Raw genomic sequence first — 23,359 nt, 5'->3', positions numbered from 1 at the left:
GTCCACCTCGTTACGCAGCTCCTTTAAAGCTATCAACTGGGCATCAGAATTCTCCGGCTGAGTTTTCAGGTCAGTTACCGCCGCCTGCACCACGGCTATCTGGTCACGGTTGGTGAAAAAGGAGAGCGCCATTCCGGCTCCCCACAATAAGCCCAGCACCATCAGGCCACGACCGACGGTCTGTGCGCGGGGCATGCCCACCCGCCGACCGTGGAAACGATGGCTGCCCTCCAGCACCCCCTGCCAGGCGGTATCGGGCAGCCAAATCTGCGGGAGGCTGGTCTTTATCGCCCGGAGCGGCAAACTGAACATCAGACCCCGCAGCGACACCACATCGCCATACTCCGCTAACCACGGCGTCAGAACCTGTTGCCAGTGCGCAATCCCCCGTTGTTTTAAGTTGGCAGACAGACGACAGAGAAAATCGTGGGCCGTCTTCTCCAACAGTTGTTGCATCCCGCGCTTGCGCAACGGGTCAACCAATTCTTGCAACTGTGTCGCCACGATATCCGGGGTACAGCGTTCAGGAAAAAAGCAGCCGACGGCCTGAGTGATACGGTCTTCCTGCGACCAGTTGCTGTGACACACCTGCCACAGGTAGACCGGAGCCTGCCAGCGCAACTGTTGGGCCTGTTTTTGCAACATCCGCAAAGCTTTATCCATCCACACCGGCTGCGCGCTTTGGTTTTCGGTCAGCGCCCAGACAATGCCATTGAGCGTGCGGTAACGGCGCAAGCGACGCAAAGCCATCAACTGCGCGGTATCCGGTTCCGCCGTCTGCAAACTGCCGCCCCAGAGCAACAACGAGCGATAACCCTCCTGCCAATACGCAGTCGTCAGCCCCGGTGCGATGGCTTCCACCTGCTCCACTTCGCCCACCACCAGTAAAATGCGGACTTTATACCACCAGAATCGCCCGTAACGGAGGCGCATGCGATCGCCCAAATCACTCAGTATCAAAGCGGACTGGTTGGAGCGATCCGCTGCCCGATCGGTTTCAGGTCTGAGTTTTTTCTGCGCTTTATTCTGCCGAATATGCCACCAGACAGCATTGCCAAATAAGCCTATTAATAGGAGCGGAAAAACTGTGGCGTAGGCATACAATGCGGATTTAAGCAGCCCCCGTTCCTCAAGTAATGTTTTATTCAAGTAGATCAACATGAGAAATATCCCAGCAAGGCTAAGGGTAATAAAAATATACCCAAAATAGCCATATTGGTGATGACGATTAACTTTCATTGATGTAATTCCTTAGTCATTAAATAGAGGCTAGCGCTCCCCTCTGGTAATTGATTGATAACGATATGATCGCTACCGGTCAGGCTAATTGCCTCAGTTAGCATGGCTGATGCCAAAAATATCGATAGCGGCCCCGGAGGACCAAAAGTATGATCGATTAAATGAAGCGAATTTTCGGTGAAAAGATTAAACTCAGAGTCATGACTGTTAATTGCCAGTTCAGTCAGAACATCATTCGTGACACCCGTTATCCAAAGGTGCCGCATGTTATTTTTATCAATACGGTTATATTCAAACAATATCTGTAAGTCTTTGATTATTTCTCCGGGTAATGAAGGTAATGTTCTTCCCATACCGGCAAGAACATTGAGTTTTTCCTGCGCGGCAAATTTTGTTGACGAAAATAATTGAGCCGAGACAAATTCACTGTAGGCTTTCTTATTGTTTTCAGAAGGCCAGCACTGGAATGCAATAACCATTATCAGACCTTCAAAATCATCCTTATCGTATAATTTATCGATTTCATCTCGGTTTATTATCGGTAAAGGGTTCATTTTCCACTGTTGATATATCGCAGATTCATAAGAAGCGTGATCGCCGGAAGCAATATAAATCTGGCGTAAAAGAGAACGATAACCCGGACATTGTTGTTCAAAATCCTGATCAACCTTAGCCAATAATTGCCGTCTATCGCTTGATGGCAGAGATAATGCCCGCCCTTGCTCAGGAAAAGCAGGAATCTCTTTCGCATCACCTAACAGTGGCGCAATACCTTGTTGCTCAGGCGTCATAATAATATTACCGATCACCGCCAGTTGTTTTCTGCTCCATTGCTGCCATTGGAAACGAGTTTCAGCACTGGCTTCTTCCCAAGCGTATGCTGCCGCGCAATATTGCTCATAGCGATTTAATACCGCACCAAATAATAGCAACCACACCAGAAAGGACGGTAAGCTGCTATAAATCGCCGCATGATAGAAATCGGTGGTATCTTTTAGAAAAGCATAAATCAGTGTGCCAGCAATCAGTATTAAAAGTAAAATGATAAACCATAACCGATAACGCAGAGGCGACACTGCTTTAAGTTCCGGTATTTCAGGTATGGGCCAACTCATAATAATAACTCGATATTATCCTGGGGAGTGGAATCGAAAACGGGCAACAACAATCATATATCACCATTGAATGTATACCTTGTTTCGCGTTTAAATAAAAAATCAGGCCACCGATTAATTTAACCGGTTTGTCTTTATCATAGAACGTTAACGCTGTCACGCTTACGATTCTACTTTGATCAGTGATATGACTGATAAACATAATTATCTCCTCATATTCTCATCCGTTTAACCATATAATCTTATCCATATCATTAATAAGAAGATAAGGGAGCCACTCATTAATACAGCGGCAAAAATCAAGAATGACGCACGCCAGTATTTCTTATCTTTAATGCATTTCCTTATCCGACAAATGGCAGATACATCAAGCATCACAATTATCGGCCAAGTGTAAAATAATATTAAAAGATAGACTAATAATGCCGATCCCCAAAAACCAAAACTAATCACATCTAACCTCACTAACTGATTATTTCTTTAAACATCGGGTTTCTCCTTCCGCTGATGGTTAACCCTTACATCCCTATAAGGGGTTTTATTTGAAGCATGTTATTGCCGTTTAAAAGCACCGGGCCTAACCCTGACGGTCTGACTAATTGCATCCCAAAACGCCACAATTTCATTTTGGGTATAGGCTGTTGGTGTTTCTTTATCATTAACCACTGTTAAATCAAAAACCGGCGTTTTTTCCCCGCCTGTTTTCTCATTTGTCAGTAATGTAAACAGATAACGCGGATCATCACTATTCGGCTGCTGCCCCACCAGCAGCAACTCTTCGGTATCCAACTTATTAATTTTCCTCACTCCTTTACGGAAAACCCCTCCCCGATACAGACTCGCTGCAATTACACCGAAGCGTTCCAGCATACTGTCTTTTTCCCGAATATAGTTATTCGTCATCATGGTGACATTCAAATAATTAGCCGGATTCGTTTTATACACCAACTCCATAAACTCTTTATCTCTGTTATTATCGGCAATAAACGCATTGGGAATACAACTCCCTGCGGTAGTGGGTATTTCCGTCTCCTTACGTCCTTGTATACGGGATAATAAGTTTTTCAACTCAACCAATTTCTCTGGCACATCATTATCATAAATATCAGGAAAAGTTTGCCTCCCTTTGTCATAACGTGCAGCAGAAGCATTTGAAACTTTCATTTCTACTTTAATCGCCACACCATTATTGTACAAATGAGCTTCCAATACTCTGGCTGCATCCGATACACTCTGATCTTGCACACGTTCAAAAATAATCCCTTGCATTCCCTCAGGTAAGCGGTAGATATTTTTCAAATAGGGCATATTAACCGGATTCACTGTTTTTGTTTTCCGTAATGCTTCTTCCCGTAACCGAATACGCTGTTCAAAAGCAGGCGGATAGAGCAAGCTGGTCTCGATGAGATTATCATTCATCCAAATAGCATCATTGACAGTATTATTATAGCCCGCTGGCAAATCAACCAAATATCGGCCAATACAACGGGTTTGTAAGTTTGTTAATAATTTATCCACGGCTAATTTTTCCTTCTGATTTAACATAGTATGAGGGGGATAAGGCTGTAACTGTTGCCATAACCCGTAAAACACCACCACCAACAAGCTGACAATTGCAATAATGATTAATACTCTTTTTCTATTCATCGGGATAAGCCAAGGAAGTTTGTTTAACTAATTGCGCTATTTTGATAATTGCCCGCAGAGTAAAAAAACGTGTTTTATCAGTATTATAGGCATGCTCATGATCAACCTCCGCTCCCAATATTGAACGCAGCCCTCCAGCGGTAAACTTTCCACCCTGCACCGGTACTGTTCCATCACCGGGTTGCTGCGGCTTTTCAAGAATAAAAGCTCTTAAATGGCTATGGTCATCGGGTTTGTTTGGGTCGAGGGAATATCCCACCATGCGTGTATCGGAAAGGTGATTATTAAAAGGATCATATACCGGTCTATTAAATGCCAGATTAGGATCATCTCCCCGATCAACATAACTTCTACGAGTCCACCTCACGACGCCGTAAGAGAGGTGTTCGGTACTGTTACCATAAAAGGCATAGGTATTGCCGTGGTAACAACCAGTTAACTCTTCGATAAAAGGTTGGACTACACGAGACAGTATATGAGTATATTTTTTCCAATCCGCCTGCATTACTACCCGGTTTCTTTTCTCATTGGCCGGATTAATTAGACGATCTTCGCATAGCCCCCACCACTTATCACGTTGCAAGTAGATTTCTTCATAAGGATCGCGTTTGGGTAAGGTATAAAGTGTCTTACCATCTTTAATCTGCAACCACCCAGTGCCATATCTCAAACCGGGTAATAGTTGAAGTGGTCCCGGTGATTGCGCCATCACTGGCGTCATCTCGGCACCATTACTGCCGATAACCAGTCCAACTCCCCCCCCTTCACCCGCTTTCATCCGTTTATAAGCCGTCGGCGCGCCATAGGTCGGCATGACACCGTGTACAATACCCAGTATTTTCTTATGTCCTCCCAGTTTCTCTGAATAGTGACGCGCCACTAGTCCCCCCATTGAGTGGGTCACCAAAATCACTTTTTCACAGGGCTGACCACGCTGTTTATAGCGTGTAATAATATCAATAACATACTCAACCAGTTGATTTGCCGAATCCGCATTAGACTGGAGCCAGTTATATCCCATGACATGAACCGGAAACTGATATTGATAACTCAGCTTAATCTCTTTCGATAAAAGCTTTTCTTCCCCTGTTTCCGCCTGTAGATCCATAAACTCCAGTTTCTGGCGCAGGGTCAGTTCTCCTGTCTTATTCAACCGGTTAAACAATAACTCATCCTGATCATCCAACGCAGCCTGGAGCCAAGGTAAAAATTCTCCATAACTCATATAAGATGCCTGCCCCCAACCTCGCTCTTGACGAGAAGGGAATTTGGAGCCTTCTTTATAATTGTCATCCACCCTTCCACTCGAATCGACCACAGTATTTTCCGGATCAAGCAGCTTTTTTCGTGTTTCTGCTCCTTTTAGCATCCACTCCCACATGCTTAAATAACCATCCACACGCCAAACTTCATTCCCTCGTTTATCTTGCAAATTACTCCCCATCACGCCGGGCAGAAAAATCACAGGGATAACCCGGTTAGGCACCTTATAGCAAATCGCCGTCAGGTCCTTATGGCTGGGTGCACTCACTAGCGGGTAATACAACCTGCCATGCTCATCATAAATAGGATAAACAACCACTTTTTCTGATGAATCAGTCATAATCACTCCTTACCTTCTTTTAAATAAAACTTTATTGCTTCCACACCCAATTTCTTCTGTTTAGCCGTCTTACCATCTTCACCCGTTATCGAAGAGTGCTGACTATCGTCATGATTGTGCAAAAAGGCATGTTGATCCTTCACCGGCATATCATCAAAAGGCCAGAGCACCTGCGGTGTGACGGAAAAATCCACTGTTTCACGTTGGGAAACCATCTGGCTAACACTCTGCCCGCCAAACTTCTGCCACACTGCCGCCCGTTGGATGATGTGATTGGGCGCACCACACTCCACCTGACCATTCCCTATTCGGATATAACCACCGCCACTGACCAGCAAGATCTCCTGTTTGGCACTGATAATCACTTTGCCCTCATGGCTATTCACCGTGATATCTTTCAGTGCCGCCAGCCCCATCTCATCACCCTGCGCTTCAATATCTACCCGGCCTTTGCTGGCAAACAGTTTGATACCCAGTTTTTGGGCAAACAGGCTGATCCTTTCACCTGCCGCTACCGTGAATTTTTTCAACACGCTGAAATCGGTACTTCTCCCACTGGTGGCGATAATATTTTCCCCGGCCGCCAACTGGAGGCTTTTTGCCGTCGTCTGCGCGATACCCTCCGGCGCGGAGAGTAACAACGCGGATTTTTTCAGCTCGGCTAACGCTTCACTTAACAGCGCCTTCTGTTGCTGCAAATCCGCCAGTTCCGCTTTAGCGATTTCAGCCGCGCCGCATAATGCCTCGGTTAAGGTCTGCGCTTGTTGAAGTTGATTCAGCGCCACCTCCATCGCCAGCACCTCACCCCCCGCTTTGGCCTGTTTATCCGCACTGATAAACAACCCTTTACCGGCCCGGATCACGCCCCAGTCGTCGGTTCGCAGCTCAAAGCCTTCTCCCCGTTTATCCGGGTGTGGGCGCTGGCTATCAACGAGATGACCGAGGTTCAACTGGCTTTTACCGCCGTACTCGGTACTCAGTTTGATATGTTCCCGACCACGTTCGTCACTCATCCGCAGTTTGTTATTCGCCGGGGTGCGCAGAATGTTGCATTTGTAGTTGTAAATATTGACGTGATCCGGGTGCGTTGAATCGTGCAGAGCATGAGCGATATAGGGCCGGTCCGGGTCGCCCCCTTCAAAGGCGATCGCCACTTCGGTGCCTTCCAGCAACGGCCAGTGAAAGCCATACTTCTCCCCCGCGTACGGACGCGCCAGACGCACCCACAAGCTTTCGCTCCCCTGCGTCCATTCCGCCCGGTCAAAGTCAAACGACACCCGATACAAACCGTCTTTGTCGATATCGCCGTAGATATCGTTCACTTTCGTGCTGCTCACCCGCGCGGGTATCGTGCCCGCCATCACCGGTTTCGGCACCCGTTCCGGGCGAAAGCACACGGTCTCGGAATAGGGAATGGCGGTGAACGCCATCTCAAAACTGCTGTCCCGGCGGGCGCTGTTGGTGATCTGGGTGATGATCGCCCCTTTACGAAACGCTTCCGGCGCGTCGCCCTTCACTTTCAATTCCTGCCCCGGCACCAGCGTGGCGGAGGTGGTCATTCCCCGCAGGCGAATGCGTTGATTCAGGTAACGCTCATGATGCAGGCGGGCATAAAACACCCCGCTTTCCGTCTCCGGTTGATAGGCGTAACGGTCACCGGGTATCCGGTAGTCATCGCGGTAATGGTACGCTTCGCCATAGGTGGTTTGGTCGCCCCGTGCCACATCCACCTCGGTGTTCAGGCCGGGATACGGCCGGGCATCGTGGTAGTCATAATTCCGAGTCGTAATTTTTCCCTCCACCACCTGATACGCGGTCTCCATGTCCCAGACCACCGCGTCCTCCTCGCCGTGCATGCCTGACGGATTACGGGCAGGCAGGTAGACGTTGAACTGGTAGTCACGCTGGTCGTCGTAAAACTCCACCACATCGATCTTTAACCGGTCATCCGCCGTCACTTTGTACCAGATACCCACTTCCGCCAGCAGGCGTTGGATAAAGCGCAGGTCATCCTCGCCATACTGCATCACCTGTTCCCGCCTCGGGTAGTTGTGTGTCAGACTGAACAGGAAGTCCTGCCCGCGAAAGCCATGCCGCTCCCGCAGAATCTTCTCCACAATCTCCGGCACGGACAGTTTTTGGTAGATGGCGTATTGATGGCTTCTCGCCATCAGCGCCAGCCGGGGTTCCAGTATCACTTCATAACGGCTTTCGTCCCGCGAGGTAGAAAGCAGTTTAAAGCCGCTGATCACCCCGTAAACCGAACGCAGCGGTGCCGGCGGCACAATCGACATCCACCGTATCCCCGGATTGATCGCAGGCGAAGTCAGGGTAAATGAAGCCTGCTGCATCAGCATCTGTGCCGGTTCAATCCCTTTCTCCGCACTGGTGAATTCAATGGCATAGCGAAACGGCTGGCTTAAGGCTTCCTGCCCGGTAAAGGCCAGCACATCCAGCGGCGCTTTGTTGTACCACACTTTTAGTCTGTAGCGGCTGTGATCAAAGATGATCATCGGTGTTGTATTTGTCATATTTTCTCCTAAATTTTCTGCGGCTATTAGTCAACAATAAGAACTCAATATAGGGCCATGTCATTATTGTCATACTGGGAAATAACCCACGCCGGTATTTCCCGGTCGGCAGTTAACTGAACCGTAAATATTTACACGGGCCATTCATGTTTTCGCAATACCTCAAGGCATGAACAGGATAAGCGATTTATAAATTCTCCCATCCTCTTAATGGGTGCCTATAAAGATCAACTCTTTTTTTCAAAAAAATGCAATTTTTAATGTCTGGACTCTATCACCATTGGTATAACTGCATGTCGGACAGGATATTTAATTCCACATAACAACAACATGACATTTATTGACAAAAATAATCTTGCATTGGTTGCCATAAAATGAGAGGGAGTTTAACATTCGATTATAATCAGATAATCCACCCATGAGAGCAATATTCTATTTTCATTTTTATTCAATATGTTACATGGATTTCAATCTCATTATTCCTTTTTAAATATCATGCATCAATTCATTGTAAAAAAGAATAATTCTCATTCATGCCATACGAATAACAAGATATCTATCCTTTTACTGCTCTAGTGAGTTAGCAATTCGATTAACCTATTCAGACAACGCACTATCAGAATGAGTGTAAATTATATCTTACGTTGATATGTCCACCATTTATTCCTTATCTGCTACAACAAGATAAATTATTTTATAGATGGGATAATTCTCTTAATTAGCCGATAATAAAGTCAAGACTTTTTTATCATAAAATGCCTTCCGTTTAATTTTCATTTAACTTCAATAATAAATGACCAAATATCTCTAAAAAAAACCGTCAACCATCCCAATTAATATCATATTCATTGATAACATTCTCATTTGTTCTTAATGAGAGCTTATTTGCCAGATAGAGATATACCCGTCATCTTTCAAGTTGCCTCTTTATTGGCTGCACTCGCTCACCCCGGTCACATCGTTATCTATGCTCCCGGGGATTCTCTCCCTTGCCGTCGCGATGCATCTTGAAATCCATAGGGTATAAATGAATACTAAGATGTTGAAAATAATTACCAATTAATCAATAAAGTAACTTTGTAATGTTAAATAAATTCATAAAGTCATGGAACTATCTGCCTTGTTAAGCTGTCGTAAACCTGTTGCTCATTCCCTTACAATTAAGGATGGAAATAATAATGGTGCTAAAACAACTTATCTCAGCCACTTTGATTTTTAGTTTACTGCCAACTGCTGCACTCGCAGGAAAACCACAAAATTATCTCTACACTTCATCCGATGAACTCGATCAATTACGTCCTCTGTTAGAACGTCAAGACATTGACGGTGTACAAGTTGTTTATAACTGGAAACAATTGGAAAGTGCGCCGGGGAAATATGATTTTTCCGCTATCGAAAAAGATTTGTCGTTGCTTAGCAGAATAAAAAAGAAGCTGTTTATTCAGATCCAGGATCGCTTTTTTGAGAAAAATGCCCGCTACATTCCATTTTATCTCCAACAAGGTAAAAAATATCAAGGCGGTTTAGTTGCTCAAGTTGATAATCCCGGTGAAGGAAAAGCTCAAGGTTATGGTTGGGTTGCTATTCAGTGGAATACAGCGTTGCGCAAAAGCTATCAGAATCTGCTTTCCGAACTGGCAAAAGAATTTGATGGCCGTATTGCCGGGATTAATCTACCAGAAACTGCCATTGATATTGACGTAAAACAGGATAAGAGCGGTTTTAGCTGTGACCGCTATTTTGCCGCCGAACTTGATAATATCAAATTTGCCCGCCGGGTATTCGAAAAATCCTACGTGGTACAATATGTTAATTTCTGGCCATGTGAATGGGATAATGATCATCAGTATATGTCTCGCTTTTTTAATTTCGCGTCAAAAAATAAGATCGGCCTCGGCGGCCCCGATATCGTGCCGTATCAATCTGCTCAGATGAAAAACGCTTATCCCTTTTTCAATCGTTACAAAGGCAAACTGGATTTGGTGGCAATGGCAGTCCAAGAACCCACGCTGACCTACACCAATCCAAAAACCAAAAAACCCTTCACTCAGGAGGAATTTACCGACTTTGCCGAAAACTATTTGGGGGCTAATATTATTTTTTGGAGTACCACAACACCGTGGCTAAAGCAGTAAAGCAAAGGCCATGCAGATTTGTGCATGCACAATGGGTTGTGCCAGACACCAGACGAGAATGAATAATAATGTCAGGCTTGTCGTACATGTTGCCCCAAAAGGCGAGGAACAATCCATTTTTCCTCACCACGACTCGATATTCACTTGGAATATTCAAATAAGAATTATAGATATAAATTTATCGTTTAGGTACAGTGAAAAATCTTTATAATTATCTCCGCATAACAACAACGCGGAGCTTACAATAATCCTCTCCGCGTAGATTAATTTTAACTCATGTCATTGACTGAATCGATAAAACGATTAAGTACACTTGAGTGTGATTTAGACTTATAAATATAACATTGATTTGCTGCACCAGGTTTTTCAATAGGAACAAAACTCAAAGCATCTCCTCCTTCCAATTCATCAGGATGAGAATCGGTAATAAATATATAATCTCTGGAATAAATGAAATTCATGCAGCATCCCATATTATCCATCTGACGCATATTTACTTTTCCACCACTTTGAATAACTTCTTCTTCCAGGTTTTTAATGAAACTACTTTTATAAAGTACAGGATCGCATAGCCAAGTATTACTCTTTAGCAATTGCATCACATCGCCACCAGCAATATCCAATAATTCTTTTCGGCAGCAAATTCCTAATTCAGGCCCTTTGATTTTACGAATGAGACTAAAACGGTCACTTAGTATCTTTTCTGAGCTCAGAATGAGCGTATTGCCGTCGTAATCCACTATTTCTTCAATGTTATCATAACTAAACCGGAATATATTTACCTGGGAGCTATTTCTGTCAGCCGCTTTATATAAATAAATAAGATGTTTGTTTTTCCCCCAATCGTAATAAATATTAACTATGTTACATATACTACCACTGATATGTTTTTTAGTTATTTCTTTTTCTTGTAAATAAAGATCTTTAAGATCATTATATAATTCTAAACCATCTTTTGTCAGACTCATCCCAAATTTCTCCCTTTTGAAAAGGCGCTTCCCTAATGTTGCCTCGAAGTCTTTGATTGATTTAGCTACTGGAGGAGTTGTACGGTTCATCACTCTTGCCGCTTTACTTAAAGAACCATTTTCCACCACTGCCATGAATGCTTCTAATTTACGAGAAAAAAACATAATTCACCGTTCCTATATAACTTGTGGCTAAAATAATTTCTTTGAAATAGCCTTCACCAAATGACAGCTAAATCAAGTTTGATACTGTGAAGGCATAAATTTTGTACAAAAAAACAAATACTTCTCAAACATATACCACATAAAAAAAGCGTATGTTCAATACATAGGTGGCTCAATAAACTCTATTATTCATGTTTATCATGGTTCAAAAATTAATCTTAACCAATCAACCATTAGAAAATATAAACATTACTAACGAGCTCAATTTTCTATCAAAGATTAGGATAGGGTTCTACATTTTTCAGTAATCAATTTTTGTAACACTTGAGATAAAAACGGTCTAACAGAGGCTCTTTCTCACCACAAATTATTATATTTTCCACAGCAAATTATAATATTAGGGGGTCCGTTACTATTTCGTACTGACCATTGTCAATAGTTACTTTTTAAGATCCATCTGTTATTATTGTTCCTGTGTCTTTTTACTGGATGGCTGTAAAAGATGAAATTTATCTCTTTTAATATTAATGGATTACGTGCCCGCCCCCATCAGTTAGCTGCAATTGTCGAGCAACATCAACCCGATGTTATCGGCTTACAAGAAACAAAAGTTCATGATGAAGCGTTCCCTTTAGAAGAGGTTAGAAAGCTTGGCTATCATGTATTTTATCACGGCCAGAAAGCCCATTACGGCGTTGCACTGTTAACACGCCAGGCACCTCTTGCCGTGTATCGTGGTTTTCCAGGGGATGATGAAGATGCTCAACGCCGTGTCATCATGGCAGAAATGGAGACTCCACACGGGCCATTGACCGTTATTAATGGCTATTTTCCTCAGGGAGAAAGCCGTGAACATCCAGTGAAATTTCCGGCAAAAGAGAAATTTTATCAGGATCTGCAAAACTACCTGGAGCAAAACTTAACCCCGCAATCACAAGTGATTATCATGGGTGATATGAATATCAGCCCAACAGATCTGGATATCGGAATTGGTGAGAACAACCAAAAACGCTGGTTAAAAACAGGTAAATGTTCTTTCTTGCCAGAAGAGAGAGATTGGATGGATCGCCTGAAAAACTGGGGCTTGGTTGATACATTCCGCCATCTTAATCCTGAATGTAACGACCAATTTTCTTGGTTTGATTATCGTTCCAAAGGGTTTGATGATAATCGAGGACTACGTATTGATTTACTGCTTGCAAGTAAACCCTTGGTGGAGCGCTGTATCGCGACAGGTATTGACTATAAAATCCGTGAGATGGAGAAACCTTCGGATCATGCCCCTGTTTGGGCGGCATTTAAAATTTGATATTCTATTAACATCGAATATCAATCGTTTATTTTAAAATAACGCTAATTTAATTGCTGCGCCCTATGGCGCAGCCGTTTTAGTGTTTTTTGTTGCTTTTGTTTTTTTCCCTTTTTTATCTTTAACCGGCAGTGGTGGTAAGTCACGAAAAGCCGTTAAATTACGGTTCTGTTTAGCCTGCCAAATTAATTGCTGCAATGTCTCCTCAAGTGGCACCATGAAATCTTGATAGCGGAACTGTTTTTCGCTGATTTGCGTTAACCGAGACTCCCAATGGGCGGTCATATCCGGTAAAGCAGCCATATCAGGCAATACATGAATCAACGCCCTACCCGCAGGTGTGGCATGAATATGACGCCCTTTCTTATAAAGAAACTCCCGTTTAAACAGCAGTTCGATAATGCCAGCCCGTGTTGCTTCCGTTCCTAATCCATCCGTTGCACGAAGAACTTTTTTCAGTTCCTTATCCTGTACAAAACGGGCAATTCCCGTCATAGCAGAAAGGATAGTTGCATCAGTAAATGGTTTCGGAGGTTGGGTTTGGCGCTCTACCACCTCTCCTCTTTCACACAATAATTCATCACCTTTAGCAACAACGGGTAATGGTGTTCCGTCATTCTCTTCATCACGCTCTTTATTACCAAGCAACGTTCTCCAACCTGCCTCAGCAAGAAAACGCGCTTTAGCAATAAATTTTCCACCAGCAATTTCCAATTCAATAACACATTTACGGAATATGGCATCCGGGAAAAATTGCATCAAATATTGTCTGGCAATCAAACCATAAACATTAGCTTCGTTATCCGTCAGATTTATATGACTACTTCGGGCTGTCGGGATAATTGCATGGTGAGCATCAACCTTTTTATCGTCCCAACAACGATTCTTTCTATCTATTTCCAATAATTCTTGTGGCAATAGATTTGTTGCGTGAATAGATATCGCATTAAGCACTGCATGACGACCGGCAAAGTGTTCATCAGGCAAATAACGGCAATCAGAACGGGGATAAGTAATTAACTTATGTGTTTCATATAATCGCTGGCAAATGTCCAACACTTGCTGCGCATTTAAGCCAAAACGCTTAGCAGCTTCAATCTGCAAAGAAGATAATGAAAACGGCAAAGGAGCAACTTCAGATTCCCGTTTATCCTGATAAGAGGTCACATAAGCTGGTTGACCGGTTATTCTGGCTACAACGTGTTCAGCCAGAGGCCGGTGTATCAATCGCCCTTCTTCATCCAAAAAATCGATACAAGATTCACTTGGTTGCCAGATAGCGATAAAACGTTCATCTTTCGGCGTAACAATATGCGCTTTCACCTCAAAAAAATCTTTGGGTACGAAGTGCTCAATCTCTTCATCCCGGCGAACCACTAACCCCAAAACCGGGGTCTGAACCCGCCCGACAGATAATACCCCCTGATACCCCGCATTGCGGCCAAGCAAGGTATAAGCACGGGTCATATTAATGCCATACAGCCAATCAGCTCTGGCTCTGGCGAGGGCTGAAACACATAACGGAATAAAATCCCGGTTATCCCTTAACCGCTCAATAGCTCTGGTCACCGCTTGTGGATTTAGATCACTGATCAAGCAGCGGCGAACATTTCTTCGCCTGCCATCATCCAGTTTCAAAAAATCCAGAACCTCATCCACCAACAGTTGCCCTTCCCGATCCGGGTCACCGGCATGCACTATTTCATCGGCTTTTTTCAACAACGTCTGGATGATGTTGAGCTGTTTCTCAACAGAAGGTCGCGGTTTCAACTGCCACTTTTCAGGAATAATGGGAAGATCAACTAATGACCAACGGGCAAAACGACCGTCATAGGCATCAGGTTCCGCCTGTTCCAGCAAGTGGCCGATACACCAGGTAACAAACTGGTTATCGCCACAAGCGATAAAGCCATCGCCACGGCGATGCGGTTTGGGTAAAACATCGGCGATCGCCCTGGCCAGGCTAGGTTTTTCTGCAATAAAAAGCCGCATGGGTATTATTCATCAACCTCAATGAGTACTCTGCCTGGCTGTTGCTCAGACAATTCACCAATCGCGGTCAGTTCGATGCCATGACATCGTGCAATCGCTTTCACTTCGTCCATAGCTTCTGGTAGAACAGCCAACAGCAGGCCTCCGGATGTTTGTGGATCACATAACAGCTTGCGTTGAAGTTCTGTCATTTCACCAACAAGATGACCGTAACTATCAAAGTTACGCCCGGTTCCCCCCGGAACACAACCCTTTTCAATATAGGATTCCACTTCCGGCAGTTTAGGCACTTTTGCAAAATGGAGCGTGGCCTGAACCCCCGATCCTTCACAAATTTCACTCAAATGCCCTAACAGACCAAACCCGGTTACATCAGTCATTGCTGTAACACCAACCACCTCAGCAAGATCCATCCCCAACTTATTTAAGCGACACATGGTTTCTATCGCGACGCCTTGATGTTCAGGCAACAGCAAGCCTTTTTTCTCCGCCGTGGTCAATACACCGATTCCAAGCGGCTTTGTCAGCAATAGCTGGCAACCCGCTTTCGCGGCGCTGTTCTGTTTCACTCGGTCAATATTAACGATACCGGTTACAGCCAGACCAAAAATAGGTTCAGGCGCATCAATAGAGTGCCCTCCCGCCAGTGTAATCCCGGCCCCTTGACACGCAGCTCGGCCACCTTCAATCACTCGACGGGCAATTTCCGGTGCCAATTTATCGATAGGCCATCCCAAAATAGCTATCGCCATAATGGGCTTACCGCCCATCGCATAAATATCGCTGATCGCATTTGTGGCAGCAATGCGCCCAAAATCAAATGGATCATCTACAATCGGCATGAAGAAATCTGTCGTACTGACAATGCCGATACCGTTGCCAATATCATAAACCGCAGCATCATCACGGGTTTCATTACCAACCAGTAGGTGAGGATCAAGAAACTTTTCCTGCTCACTATGCAGAATGGTTTCCAAAACTTTTGGTGAAATTTTACAACCGCATCCAGCACCGTGGCTATATTGGGTAAGGCGAACTTCTGTTGACATAACAGACCTCGGTTACAAGTAGCTGACAAAATTGGTCATATCAGGCGGAGTAACCTTATTTGGCGCTTTTAGCACAGGCGTTCCAAGGTAGAGGAAACCCACTATTTTATCATGTTGATGACAACCCAAACCGGCACGCACGGTGTTATCATCCGTCCAAGAACCTGTACGCCAGATACCGCCAAACCCTTGAGCCACAGCAGCCATTTGCATCGCATGTACAGCGCAACCAGCGGAAATCACCTGTTCCCACTCAGGTATTTTGGAATTCTCAGCCACTTTTGCAATAACAGCGATGATTAATGGTGCACGATAAGGTGCGCTTTTCGCTTTTTCTTCCGCATCAGCACCAAGCTGACCATCAATGGCTGCTTGATGGAGTAATCGACTAAACCGCTCAATACCCTCATCCTGCATGACAATAAAGTGCCACGGACGTAATGCGCCATGATCAGGCGCTCTCATACCCGCCGCCAGAATATGCTGTAATGCTTCACCTTGAGGTGCCGGGGTTGTTAAACGCGATACTGAACGTCTGTTCAACAAAAGTTCTAGTGCATCCATTTTTTCTCTCCTAAATAATGTATTTTGTTATAAGCTAACATTTTCTGTTTATTTGTTAACAAATAAAAGTCCTAAAGCTGTCTTTTCAGGCAATATGCCACTATTTGAAGCTGACATTTACATGTCTGATCATTAGGATAGCTTCACTTGATCCTATTTTTGGAGATGATATGCGTATTTTATGGAAGTTGATCGCAAGATTATTTAAATGGAGTTGGCGATTATTAAATTTTATTCGGGAAGTCATTTCAAACCTGATTTTTATCATGCTGATTCTGGTTGTAGTTGGCGGTTTTCTGCTTTATCAACAGCCAAACAAAACGGCAGATAGTTATCGGGGAGCATTATATGTCAATCTCACCGGTGTTATTGTGGATCAGGTCTCCAGCCGTACTCCATTGACTCAATTGAGCCGTGAACTGTTTGGCACATCCGGCAATAAATTCCAGGAAAACTCCCTGTTTGATATTGTTGATAGCATTCGCCAAGCAAAAACCGATAACAAAATCACGGGTCTGGTGCTGAAACTTGATGATTTCATCGGTGCCGACCAGCCATCTATGCAGTATATCGGTAAGGCAATTAATGAGTTTAAAACTTCCGGCAAACCGATTTATGCTATCAGTGATAGTTACAATCAGTCACAATATTATCTGGCTACCTTTGCCGATAAAATCTATCTATCGCCACAAGGAACAGTTGGTCTTTATGGCTATTCAACCAATAACCTGTATTACAAATCTCTGCTGGACTCACTGAAAGTCACTGCGCATATTTTCCGCGTCGGCACGTATAAATCAGCCGTTGAGCCGGTTATGCGTGATGATATGTCCCCCGATGCCCGCGAAGCTGATAGCCGTTGGGTCAACGGTCTATGGAACAACTACCTCAATACTGTCGCTACCAACCGCAAACTCACTGCTGAGCAGGTATTCCCAGGCGCTGATCAGATGATTGCCAACTTACGTGCTGTTGGTGGAGACAATGCGCAATATGCGCTTAAACACAAACTGGTCGATTATGTTGCGCCACGCAATGTCATTGAAAGTGATATGACAAAAGCCTTTGGTTGGGATGAAAAAAACCGCCACTTCAATGCTATCAGCATCTATGATTATGCACCGCAATTGGTGGAAGGCAGATCACCATCTAAAGGCAATATCGCCGTGATTGTCGCACAAGGCGCAATCGTCGATGGGCAGCAAACTCCAGGTATGGTTGGCGGGGACACGACAGCCGCTCAGATTCGTCAAGCTCGTCTGGACGATAATATCAAAGCCGTTATTCTGCGAGTAAACAGCCCTGGCGGCAGTGTGAGCGCTTCTGATGTTATTCGCACTGAACTGGCCGCGCTACGTGCAGCGAATAAACCTGTGGTGGTTTCTATGGGCGGAATGGCGGCATCCGGTGGTTACTGGATCTCTACTCCATCTAATTACATCATCGCAAACCAAAGTACGTTGACGGGTTCTATCGGTATCTTCGGTGTCATTACCACTTATGAAAATAGTCTGGAACATATTGGCATCCACACTGATGGTGTTTCCACCACGCCACTGGCGGGTATTTCTGTCACCAAAGGACTCAGCAAACAGTTCTCAGAACTGATGCAGCTTAATATCGAGAATGGCTATAACAACTTTATCGGCCTTGTTGCTGATTCACGCCATAAAACACGTGAAGAAGTCGATAAAATTGCTCAGGGACATGTATGGATTGGTCATGATGCTAAAACCAATGGATTGGTCGACCAATTAGGGGATTTCGACGACGCGGTCACTAAAGCGGCTGAATTGGCAAAATTGGATAACCCAGAACTTGACTGGATACAGCCTGAAATGTCATTCAGTGAGTTGCTGATGAACCAGTTGACAACAACGGCACAAGCCATCGTACCGGAAGCGGTTCAAGCCTGGCTTCCCGCTCCATTGGCGCAAGTGGCTCAGGAAGTGAAACAACAAAGTGAGTTCTATCGCCATCTCAATGATCCACAAAATCGTTATGCATTCTGTTTAAATTGCGGAGATATTCGCTAAACAGCCCATAGCAATGCATGATTCCAAGTAATAGCTCGACTAATTTAGCCTGACAAACCCTGTCAGGCTTTTTTTATTTTGCAATACTCCTATAATCCAGTTGATCTTTTTATGAGGTACAGTCATGCAGAAGAAGTCTATTTATGTCGTCTATACTGGCGGAACCATTGGGATGCAACACTCATCTCAGGGATACATTCCCGTTTCCGGGCATTTACAGCGCCAATTAACAAAGATGCCTGAATTCCATCGACCGGAAATGCCGACATTCACCATCCGTGAACATCAACCACTGATTGATTCTTCTGATATGACCCCAGAAGACTGGCAGTTTATCGCTGATGATATCCAAGAAAACTACCATGATTATGATGGGTTCGTGATCCTGCATGGTACGGATACAATGGCATTTACCGCATCGGCCCTCTCCTTTATGTTTGAGAATCTGGGTAAGCCAATCATTGTCACAGGGTCGCAAATCCCACTGGAAGCACTGCGCTCTGATGGGCAGACAAATTTGTTAAATGCGCTTTACCTTGCCGCTAATTACCCAGTTAACGAGGTGAGCCTGTTTTTCAATAATAAACTGTTTCGTGGGAACCGGACCGTCAAAGCACATGCCGACGGTTTCGATGCTTTTGCCTCACCAAACTGTTCGCCATTAATGGAAGCCGGTATTAACATCAAAACTTTCAATGCTTGTCCTGCCCCTGTCAGTCATGGTGAATTTATTACCCATCGAATTACCCCTCAGCCAATTGGTGTAATCACCATTTATCCTGGCCTATCCAGTCAAGTTGTGAATAATATTTTAATGCAGCCGGTTAAAGCTCTCATCCTGCGCTCGTATGGCGTCGGAAACGCACCTCAACACCCTGAATTATTGAGAGAGCTAAAACAGGCAACAGAGAGAGGGATCGTGGTTGTTAATTTGACTCAATGCATTTCCGGCCGAGTAAATATGGGAGGTTACGCAACGGGCCATGCTCTGGCCGAAGCTGGGGTAATAAGCGGCTACGATATGACTTTCGAAGCAACTTTAACCAAGTTACACTATTTACTCAGTCAATCCTATGGCCCTGAAAAAATTCGTTATTTAATGCAACAAAATTTACGTGGTGAATTAAGTTATACTGATAAATAATCAAGGAAAGAGATGAAAACAGCCCTATTACTTATTGATCTACAAAACGATTTCTGTACCGGCGGCGCTTTAGCCGTAGAAGAGAGTGAACAAGCCATTGTTGCGGCAAATCAGGCAATTGATATTTGTCTGAAACACAATATCAGCATTATTGCCACTCAAGACTGGCACCCGGCTGAACATATGAGTTTTGCAGTAAACTCAGGACAAAAGATCGGTGATATCGGTATATTAAACGGTATTCCACAAGTATGGTGGCCGGTACACTGTGTTCAAGGTCAGCCTGGCGCTGATTTCCATCCACAATTAAACAAGCAAGCAATTGTTGAAATTTTCCACAAAGGTGAAAATCCACAGATCGATAGCTACAGTGCTTTCTTCGACAACGGTCATCAGAGTAAAACTCGGCTTGATGACTGGTTGCAAGCACAGCAAATCAAACGTCTGTTTATTATCGGTATCGCTACTGATTATTGCGTGAAGTTTACCGCGCTGGATGCGCTGGCATTAGGTTATGAAACTTGGGTCATTACTGATGGTTGTCGAGGGGTTAACCTCAGTCCAAATGATAGCCAATCAGCATTCAACGAGATAAAAGAGAGAGGCGCTATATTGATAGAACTTGATCAACTAGAAAACGCTCTCCTCTGATATCAATCCAAGATCAGGCTGAGTTTACACACTCAGCCTTTTCAACTTGCCAAAGATTATGGCTTGAATGTCGCCACCATTTCAGACTGAAAGGTCGCTTTCAGTTCTTGTTTACTCTTCATCACCAACTGACCGTCAGTACCAATCGTCATATGTTGCGGATCATGGTTATGCCTTGATTGCCATAGCATAATCATTTGCAAACTATGCTCTTTCTGCTCTACCGTCAGAGGCACACCATCCTGCCATTTACCCAGTTCTACTGCCTGAACCAAGCGTTGATATATTTCTGGTGTCATTACAGATAACAGATCATCCAGTTCCATTGATATTTCCTCATTATTTTCCAGAATTAGCTGAAACGATTTTTTGCGTAAATTAAGATTATGTCCGCAATGATAAAAACGATTAACCTACTGTTTTTTCGCCTGTATTTTCATCAGTAAAACTTAATGCAGCCGAGTTGATGCAAAAACGTTCTCCTGTCGGTTGTGGGCCATCGGGGAACACATGCCCCAAATGAGCATTGCAATGACTGCAACGTACCTCAATACGATGCATATTGTGACTATTATCATCAAGATAGTGCACTGCATCTTGAGTAACAGGCTGGTAAAAACTCGGCCAGCCACAACCAGAATCAAATTTAGTGTTGGACATAAATAACGGCTGCTCGCAGCACAAACAATGATACACGCCACTTTTCTTATTATGTAGCAATTTTCCTGAGAATGGCGACTCTGTCCCGGCATTCTGGGTTACATGACGCTGAATATCAGTAAGTTCTTTATAGAGGGAAACATCAGGATTCTTAGCCATAACGACCACCTTAATAATAAGACTCATGTTCTCAATAAAATTGATTAATAATAACAAAAAATTAACATTACAGCAGTGGAATTTATTTTAAGCGGTTAACTGAATCTGTCTATACCCTATGGATTTCAAGATGCATCGCGACGGCAAGGGAACGAATCCCCAAGAGCATAGAGAACGATGTGAGCGAGTGCGGCCAACAAAGAGGCAATTGAAAGATAACGGGTATATTCTACTATTTGTGATGTGACTCGCATATCTAACTAATTAACTTTCAATATCTGTCTGTGCCTTGATAATGATGGCGGCTCGATTGCCAGTACCCGATAGCAAGCGCCTAAATGGTGAACTCAAAGCTAATGTTTTTCAGCTATTGACACGATTCCGCTTGACGACTGGCAAGGTTTTGGTAACTTTAGTAATAATTTTTAATTCACTAAAAAATAGCTGGTGGAACACTATGACTATCAAAGTAGGTATCAACGGTTTTGGTCGTATTGGCCGTATTGTTTTCCGTGCTGCACAAGAACGTTCAGACATCGAAATCGTTGCAATCAACGATTTGCTGGATGCCGAATACATGGCTTACATGCTGAAATACGATTCAACTCACGGCCGCTTCAACGGCACTGTTGAAGTAAAAGACGGCCACCTGATTGTTAACGGAAAAGTTATCCGCGTTACAGCAGAAAGAGATCCAGCTAACCTGAAATGGAATGACGTGGGCGTTGATGTTGTTGCAGAAGCAACAGGTATCTTCCTGACTGACGAAACCGCCCGTAAGCACATTGCCGCTGGCGCGAAAAAAGTTGTTCTGACCGGCCCGTCCAAAGATGACACGCCTATGTTTGTTATGGGTGTTAACCATAAAACTTATGCAGGCCAGGACATCGTTTCTAACGCTTCCTGTACCACTAACTGTCTGGCACCGCTGGCTAAAGTTATCAATGATAAATTCGGCATTGTTGAAGGTCTGATGACCACTGTTCACGCAACAACGGCAACTCAGAAAACAGTTGACGGTCCTTCTGCGAAAGATTGGCGTGGCGGTCGTGGCGCTGCTCAAAATATCATCCCATCATCTACCGGTGCGGCTAAAGCTGTTGGTAAAGTTATCCCTGAACTGAACGGTAAACTGACGGGTATGGCTTTCCGCGTTCCTACTCCTAACGTATCGGTTGTTGACCTGACCGTGCGTCTGGAAAAACCAGCTACTTATCAACAAATCTGTGATGCCATCAAAGATGCTGCCGAAGGTGAACTGAAAGGCGTTCTAGGCTACACCGAAGATGACGTCGTATCTAACGATTTCAATGGCGAAAAACTGACTTCTGTATTTGACGCCAAAGCAGGTATCGCTTTGAACGACAACTTTGTGAAACTGGTTTCTTGGTATGACAACGAAACCGGTTACTCTAATAAAGTTCTGGATCTCATTGCTCACATCGCCAAATAACTGAGCAACTTCCTTGCCTGAAAAGAGCTGCCCTTCCCCGGCAGCTCTTTTATATCTCACCCATTCACATCAAAAAGACTGAATACTATCTAGCGTAGCGAATTCAGTCTCTATTCAATATTAATTGCTACCGGCAATTAAAAACTATATGTAATACCTGTCCAGACTATACTTGAATATGACTTATTAACCATCGGACTATCTTTAACTTCACTCGGTAACCGCTCAACACGCCCCATCATAAATGCAGACCATTCCTGGTTAAATTTATAATTGGCAGATAATTCCACATAAGGAGTCCAACTATCATCTGGCGTATATTTTTCTAGTCCGCTACGGCGCGATTCATTACCTTCAATGCCATATTCATAACGATTTTGTTTTTTACTATTCCAAACCACACCTAATCCTGGCTGTAATGACCAATCATCACTTTTGAATTCATACAAATAAGCCAGGTCAATCGTTATGCCTTTACTTTTACTCAACGTATCCGCAGCAAAAGAGCTACGCAACGTTCCCCAATCTTCAATATGACGATAGCTAAAACCACCCATCATAGTATCATGACGACGATCCAGCTTTTTCATCTGTTTATCTTCATTATCTTTTGGGCGGAAATTTTGAGGATAGTAATAGACATCTAAAGATAGCTTATCTTTTGGTTGATTCCACAAATAGTACCCGGCGGCTAAAGTATGAAAATAGAAATTGTCACTTTCATAATTAACCATTGGAACAAACAACACTTTATCTTTATTCTTTACCCCTTTATAAGGTAATGCCCCAGCCAAAACAGAGGCACCAATTGACCACTGCCCCGCATAAGCTAAAGATGAAGAAAGACAACAAGTGACGACTGTGGCTAAAATTTTAGCTTTGTTGATCATGATTAACTATTTCCTTTAAAACAATTATGCGATTAGCTATATCAAGTGT

General features: G+C 44.0%; 17 protein-coding genes and 1 pseudogene. 6 read left to right on the top strand and 12 right to left on the bottom strand.

What is annotated here, in order from left to right:
• From EAE91_RS15620 to EAE91_RS15600, 5 genes and pseudogenes are all read right to left on the bottom strand, one after another.
• Positions 1-1,239: pseudogene (locus EAE91_RS15620) on the bottom strand (ImcF-related family protein); the annotation flags it as partial.
• The gene (locus tag EAE91_RS15615) at positions 1,236-2,354 is read right to left on the bottom strand and encodes a hypothetical protein (protein ID WP_214089306.1); all 1,119 of its coding nucleotides are present in this window, start codon (positions 2,352-2,354) and stop codon (positions 1,236-1,238) included. The gene EAE91_RS15615 and the pseudogene EAE91_RS15620, both read right to left, overlap by 4 nt.
• A 552-nt stretch (positions 2,355-2,906) precedes the next feature.
• The gene (locus EAE91_RS15610) at positions 2,907-4,001 is read right to left on the bottom strand and encodes a T6SS immunity protein Tli4 family protein (protein ID WP_036780812.1); all 1,095 of its coding nucleotides are present in this window, start codon (positions 3,999-4,001) and stop codon (positions 2,907-2,909) included.
• A complete protein-coding gene (locus EAE91_RS15605; protein WP_214089305.1) occupies positions 3,994-5,604 on the bottom strand; it encodes a PGAP1-like alpha/beta domain-containing protein in 1,611 nt (536 codons plus the stop codon). Before EAE91_RS15605 ends, EAE91_RS15610 begins: the two co-directional genes overlap by 8 nt.
• Positions 5,605-5,606: 2 nt before the next feature.
• A complete protein-coding gene (locus EAE91_RS15600; protein ID WP_214089304.1) occupies positions 5,607-8,135 on the bottom strand; it encodes a type VI secretion system Vgr family protein in 2,529 nt (842 codons plus the stop codon).
• 1,178 nt (positions 8,136-9,313) lie between these two features.
• Here EAE91_RS15600 and EAE91_RS15595 point away from each other — a divergent pair.
• Positions 9,314-10,270, top strand: a complete 957-nt coding sequence (locus EAE91_RS15595) for a hypothetical protein (protein WP_214089303.1) — start codon at positions 9,314-9,316, stop codon at positions 10,268-10,270.
• A gap of 269 nt (positions 10,271-10,539) precedes the next feature.
• Here EAE91_RS15595 and EAE91_RS15590 read toward each other — a convergent pair whose 3' ends face one another.
• A complete protein-coding gene (locus tag EAE91_RS15590; RefSeq protein ID WP_214068706.1) occupies positions 10,540-11,403 on the bottom strand; it encodes a helix-turn-helix domain-containing protein in 864 nt (287 codons plus the stop codon).
• 502 nt (positions 11,404-11,905) lie between these two features.
• Here EAE91_RS15590 and xthA point away from each other — a divergent pair.
• Positions 11,906-12,712 (top strand): exodeoxyribonuclease III, encoded by an 807-nt coding sequence (gene xthA, locus EAE91_RS15585; RefSeq protein ID WP_214089302.1) that lies wholly within the window; start codon positions 11,906-11,908, stop codon positions 12,710-12,712.
• A 63-nt stretch (positions 12,713-12,775) separates the two neighbouring features.
• Here the strand turns inward: xthA and EAE91_RS15580 are convergent, their stop codons facing one another.
• From EAE91_RS15580 to EAE91_RS15570, 3 genes are read right to left on the bottom strand one after another with little or no spacing between them, the layout of a single operon-like run.
• A complete protein-coding gene (locus tag EAE91_RS15580; protein ID WP_214089301.1) occupies positions 12,776-14,704 on the bottom strand; it encodes a DNA topoisomerase III in 1,929 nt (642 codons plus the stop codon).
• Between the two features lie 5 nt (positions 14,705-14,709).
• Complete coding sequence (selD, locus tag EAE91_RS15575; RefSeq protein WP_214089300.1) at positions 14,710-15,753, bottom strand: selenide, water dikinase SelD; 1,044 nt, start codon at positions 15,751-15,753, stop codon at positions 14,710-14,712.
• A 12-nt stretch (positions 15,754-15,765) separates the two neighbouring features.
• Complete coding sequence (locus EAE91_RS15570) at positions 15,766-16,317, bottom strand: NAD(P)H nitroreductase (RefSeq protein ID WP_214089299.1); 552 nt, start codon at positions 16,315-16,317, stop codon at positions 15,766-15,768.
• 170 nt (positions 16,318-16,487) lie between these two features.
• On the opposite strand from EAE91_RS15570, the gene sppA reads away from it, so the two are divergent.
• The 3 genes from sppA to pncA all read left to right on the top strand — a co-directional run bounded on the left by sppA (position 16,488) and on the right by pncA (position 20,148).
• On the top strand, positions 16,488-18,353 hold the full coding sequence (gene sppA, locus EAE91_RS15565) for a signal peptide peptidase SppA (protein ID WP_214089298.1): 1,866 nt from the start codon (positions 16,488-16,490) through the stop codon (positions 18,351-18,353).
• Between the two features lie 124 nt (positions 18,354-18,477).
• Positions 18,478-19,497: an asparaginase gene (gene ansA / locus EAE91_RS15560; protein ID WP_214089297.1), complete on the top strand. Its 1,020-nt coding sequence runs from the start codon at positions 18,478-18,480 to the stop codon at positions 19,495-19,497.
• A 12-nt stretch (positions 19,498-19,509) separates the two neighbouring features.
• Positions 19,510-20,148: a bifunctional nicotinamidase/pyrazinamidase gene (gene pncA / locus EAE91_RS15555; RefSeq protein ID WP_214089296.1), complete on the top strand. Its 639-nt coding sequence runs from the start codon at positions 19,510-19,512 to the stop codon at positions 20,146-20,148.
• A gap of 56 nt (positions 20,149-20,204) precedes the next feature.
• Here the strand turns inward: pncA and EAE91_RS15550 are convergent, their stop codons facing one another.
• Positions 20,205-20,474 (bottom strand): YeaC family protein, encoded by a 270-nt coding sequence (locus EAE91_RS15550; protein ID WP_036780796.1) that lies wholly within the window; start codon positions 20,472-20,474, stop codon positions 20,205-20,207.
• An 82-nt stretch (positions 20,475-20,556) separates the two neighbouring features.
• Positions 20,557-20,967, bottom strand: a complete 411-nt coding sequence (msrB, locus tag EAE91_RS15545; protein WP_214089295.1) for a peptide-methionine (R)-S-oxide reductase MsrB — start codon at positions 20,965-20,967, stop codon at positions 20,557-20,559.
• 457 nt (positions 20,968-21,424) lie between these two features.
• Between msrB and gapA the strand changes: the two genes are divergently transcribed.
• The gene (gapA, locus tag EAE91_RS15540; protein ID WP_214089294.1) at positions 21,425-22,420 is read left to right on the top strand and encodes a glyceraldehyde-3-phosphate dehydrogenase; all 996 of its coding nucleotides are present in this window, start codon (positions 21,425-21,427) and stop codon (positions 22,418-22,420) included.
• A 137-nt stretch (positions 22,421-22,557) separates the two neighbouring features.
• Here the strand turns inward: gapA and EAE91_RS15535 are convergent, their stop codons facing one another.
• Positions 22,558-23,310, bottom strand: coding sequence for a MipA/OmpV family protein (locus EAE91_RS15535; RefSeq protein ID WP_214089293.1), 753 nt, complete (start codon positions 23,308-23,310; stop codon positions 22,558-22,560).
• Positions 23,311-23,359: the final 49 nt, after the last annotated feature.

Source organism: Photorhabdus noenieputensis, from assembly GCF_018448935.1.
In the GTDB taxonomy this organism is placed as follows: Bacteria; Pseudomonadota; Gammaproteobacteria; order Enterobacterales; family Enterobacteriaceae; genus Photorhabdus; species Photorhabdus noenieputensis.
This window is presented reverse-complemented; position numbering and strand designations above follow the sequence as displayed.

Excerpts from the sequence above, each read along its gene's own strand:
- EAE91_RS15615 (WP_214089306.1), bottom strand. The coding sequence starts at position 2,354 with ATGAGTTGGCCCATACCTGAAATACCGGAACTTAAAGCAGTGTCGCCT.
- EAE91_RS15610 (WP_036780812.1), bottom strand. The coding sequence starts at position 4,001 with ATGAATAGAAAAAGAGTATTAATCATTATTGCAATTGTCAGCTTGTTG.
- EAE91_RS15605 (WP_214089305.1), bottom strand. The coding sequence starts at position 5,604 with ATGACTGATTCATCAGAAAAAGTGGTTGTTTATCCTATTTATGATGAG.
- EAE91_RS15600 (WP_214089304.1), bottom strand. The coding sequence starts at position 8,135 with ATGACAAATACAACACCGATGATCATCTTTGATCACAGCCGCTACAGA.
- EAE91_RS15595 (WP_214089303.1), top strand. The coding sequence starts at position 9,314 with ATGGTGCTAAAACAACTTATCTCAGCCACTTTGATTTTTAGTTTACTG.
- EAE91_RS15590 (WP_214068706.1), bottom strand. The coding sequence starts at position 11,403 with ATGTTTTTTTCTCGTAAATTAGAAGCATTCATGGCAGTGGTGGAAAAT.
- xthA (WP_214089302.1), top strand. The coding sequence starts at position 11,906 with ATGAAATTTATCTCTTTTAATATTAATGGATTACGTGCCCGCCCCCAT.
- EAE91_RS15580 (WP_214089301.1), bottom strand. The coding sequence starts at position 14,704 with ATGCGGCTTTTTATTGCAGAAAAACCTAGCCTGGCCAGGGCGATCGCC.
- selD (WP_214089300.1), bottom strand. The coding sequence starts at position 15,753 with ATGTCAACAGAAGTTCGCCTTACCCAATATAGCCACGGTGCTGGATGC.
- EAE91_RS15570 (WP_214089299.1), bottom strand. The coding sequence starts at position 16,317 with ATGGATGCACTAGAACTTTTGTTGAACAGACGTTCAGTATCGCGTTTA.
- sppA (WP_214089298.1), top strand. The coding sequence starts at position 16,488 with ATGCGTATTTTATGGAAGTTGATCGCAAGATTATTTAAATGGAGTTGG.
- ansA (WP_214089297.1), top strand. The coding sequence starts at position 18,478 with ATGCAGAAGAAGTCTATTTATGTCGTCTATACTGGCGGAACCATTGGG.
- pncA (WP_214089296.1), top strand. The coding sequence starts at position 19,510 with ATGAAAACAGCCCTATTACTTATTGATCTACAAAACGATTTCTGTACC.
- EAE91_RS15550 (WP_036780796.1), bottom strand. The coding sequence starts at position 20,474 with ATGGAACTGGATGATCTGTTATCTGTAATGACACCAGAAATATATCAA.
- msrB (WP_214089295.1), bottom strand. The coding sequence starts at position 20,967 with ATGGCTAAGAATCCTGATGTTTCCCTCTATAAAGAACTTACTGATATT.
- gapA (WP_214089294.1), top strand. The coding sequence starts at position 21,425 with ATGACTATCAAAGTAGGTATCAACGGTTTTGGTCGTATTGGCCGTATT.
- EAE91_RS15535 (WP_214089293.1), bottom strand. The coding sequence starts at position 23,310 with ATGATCAACAAAGCTAAAATTTTAGCCACAGTCGTCACTTGTTGTCTT.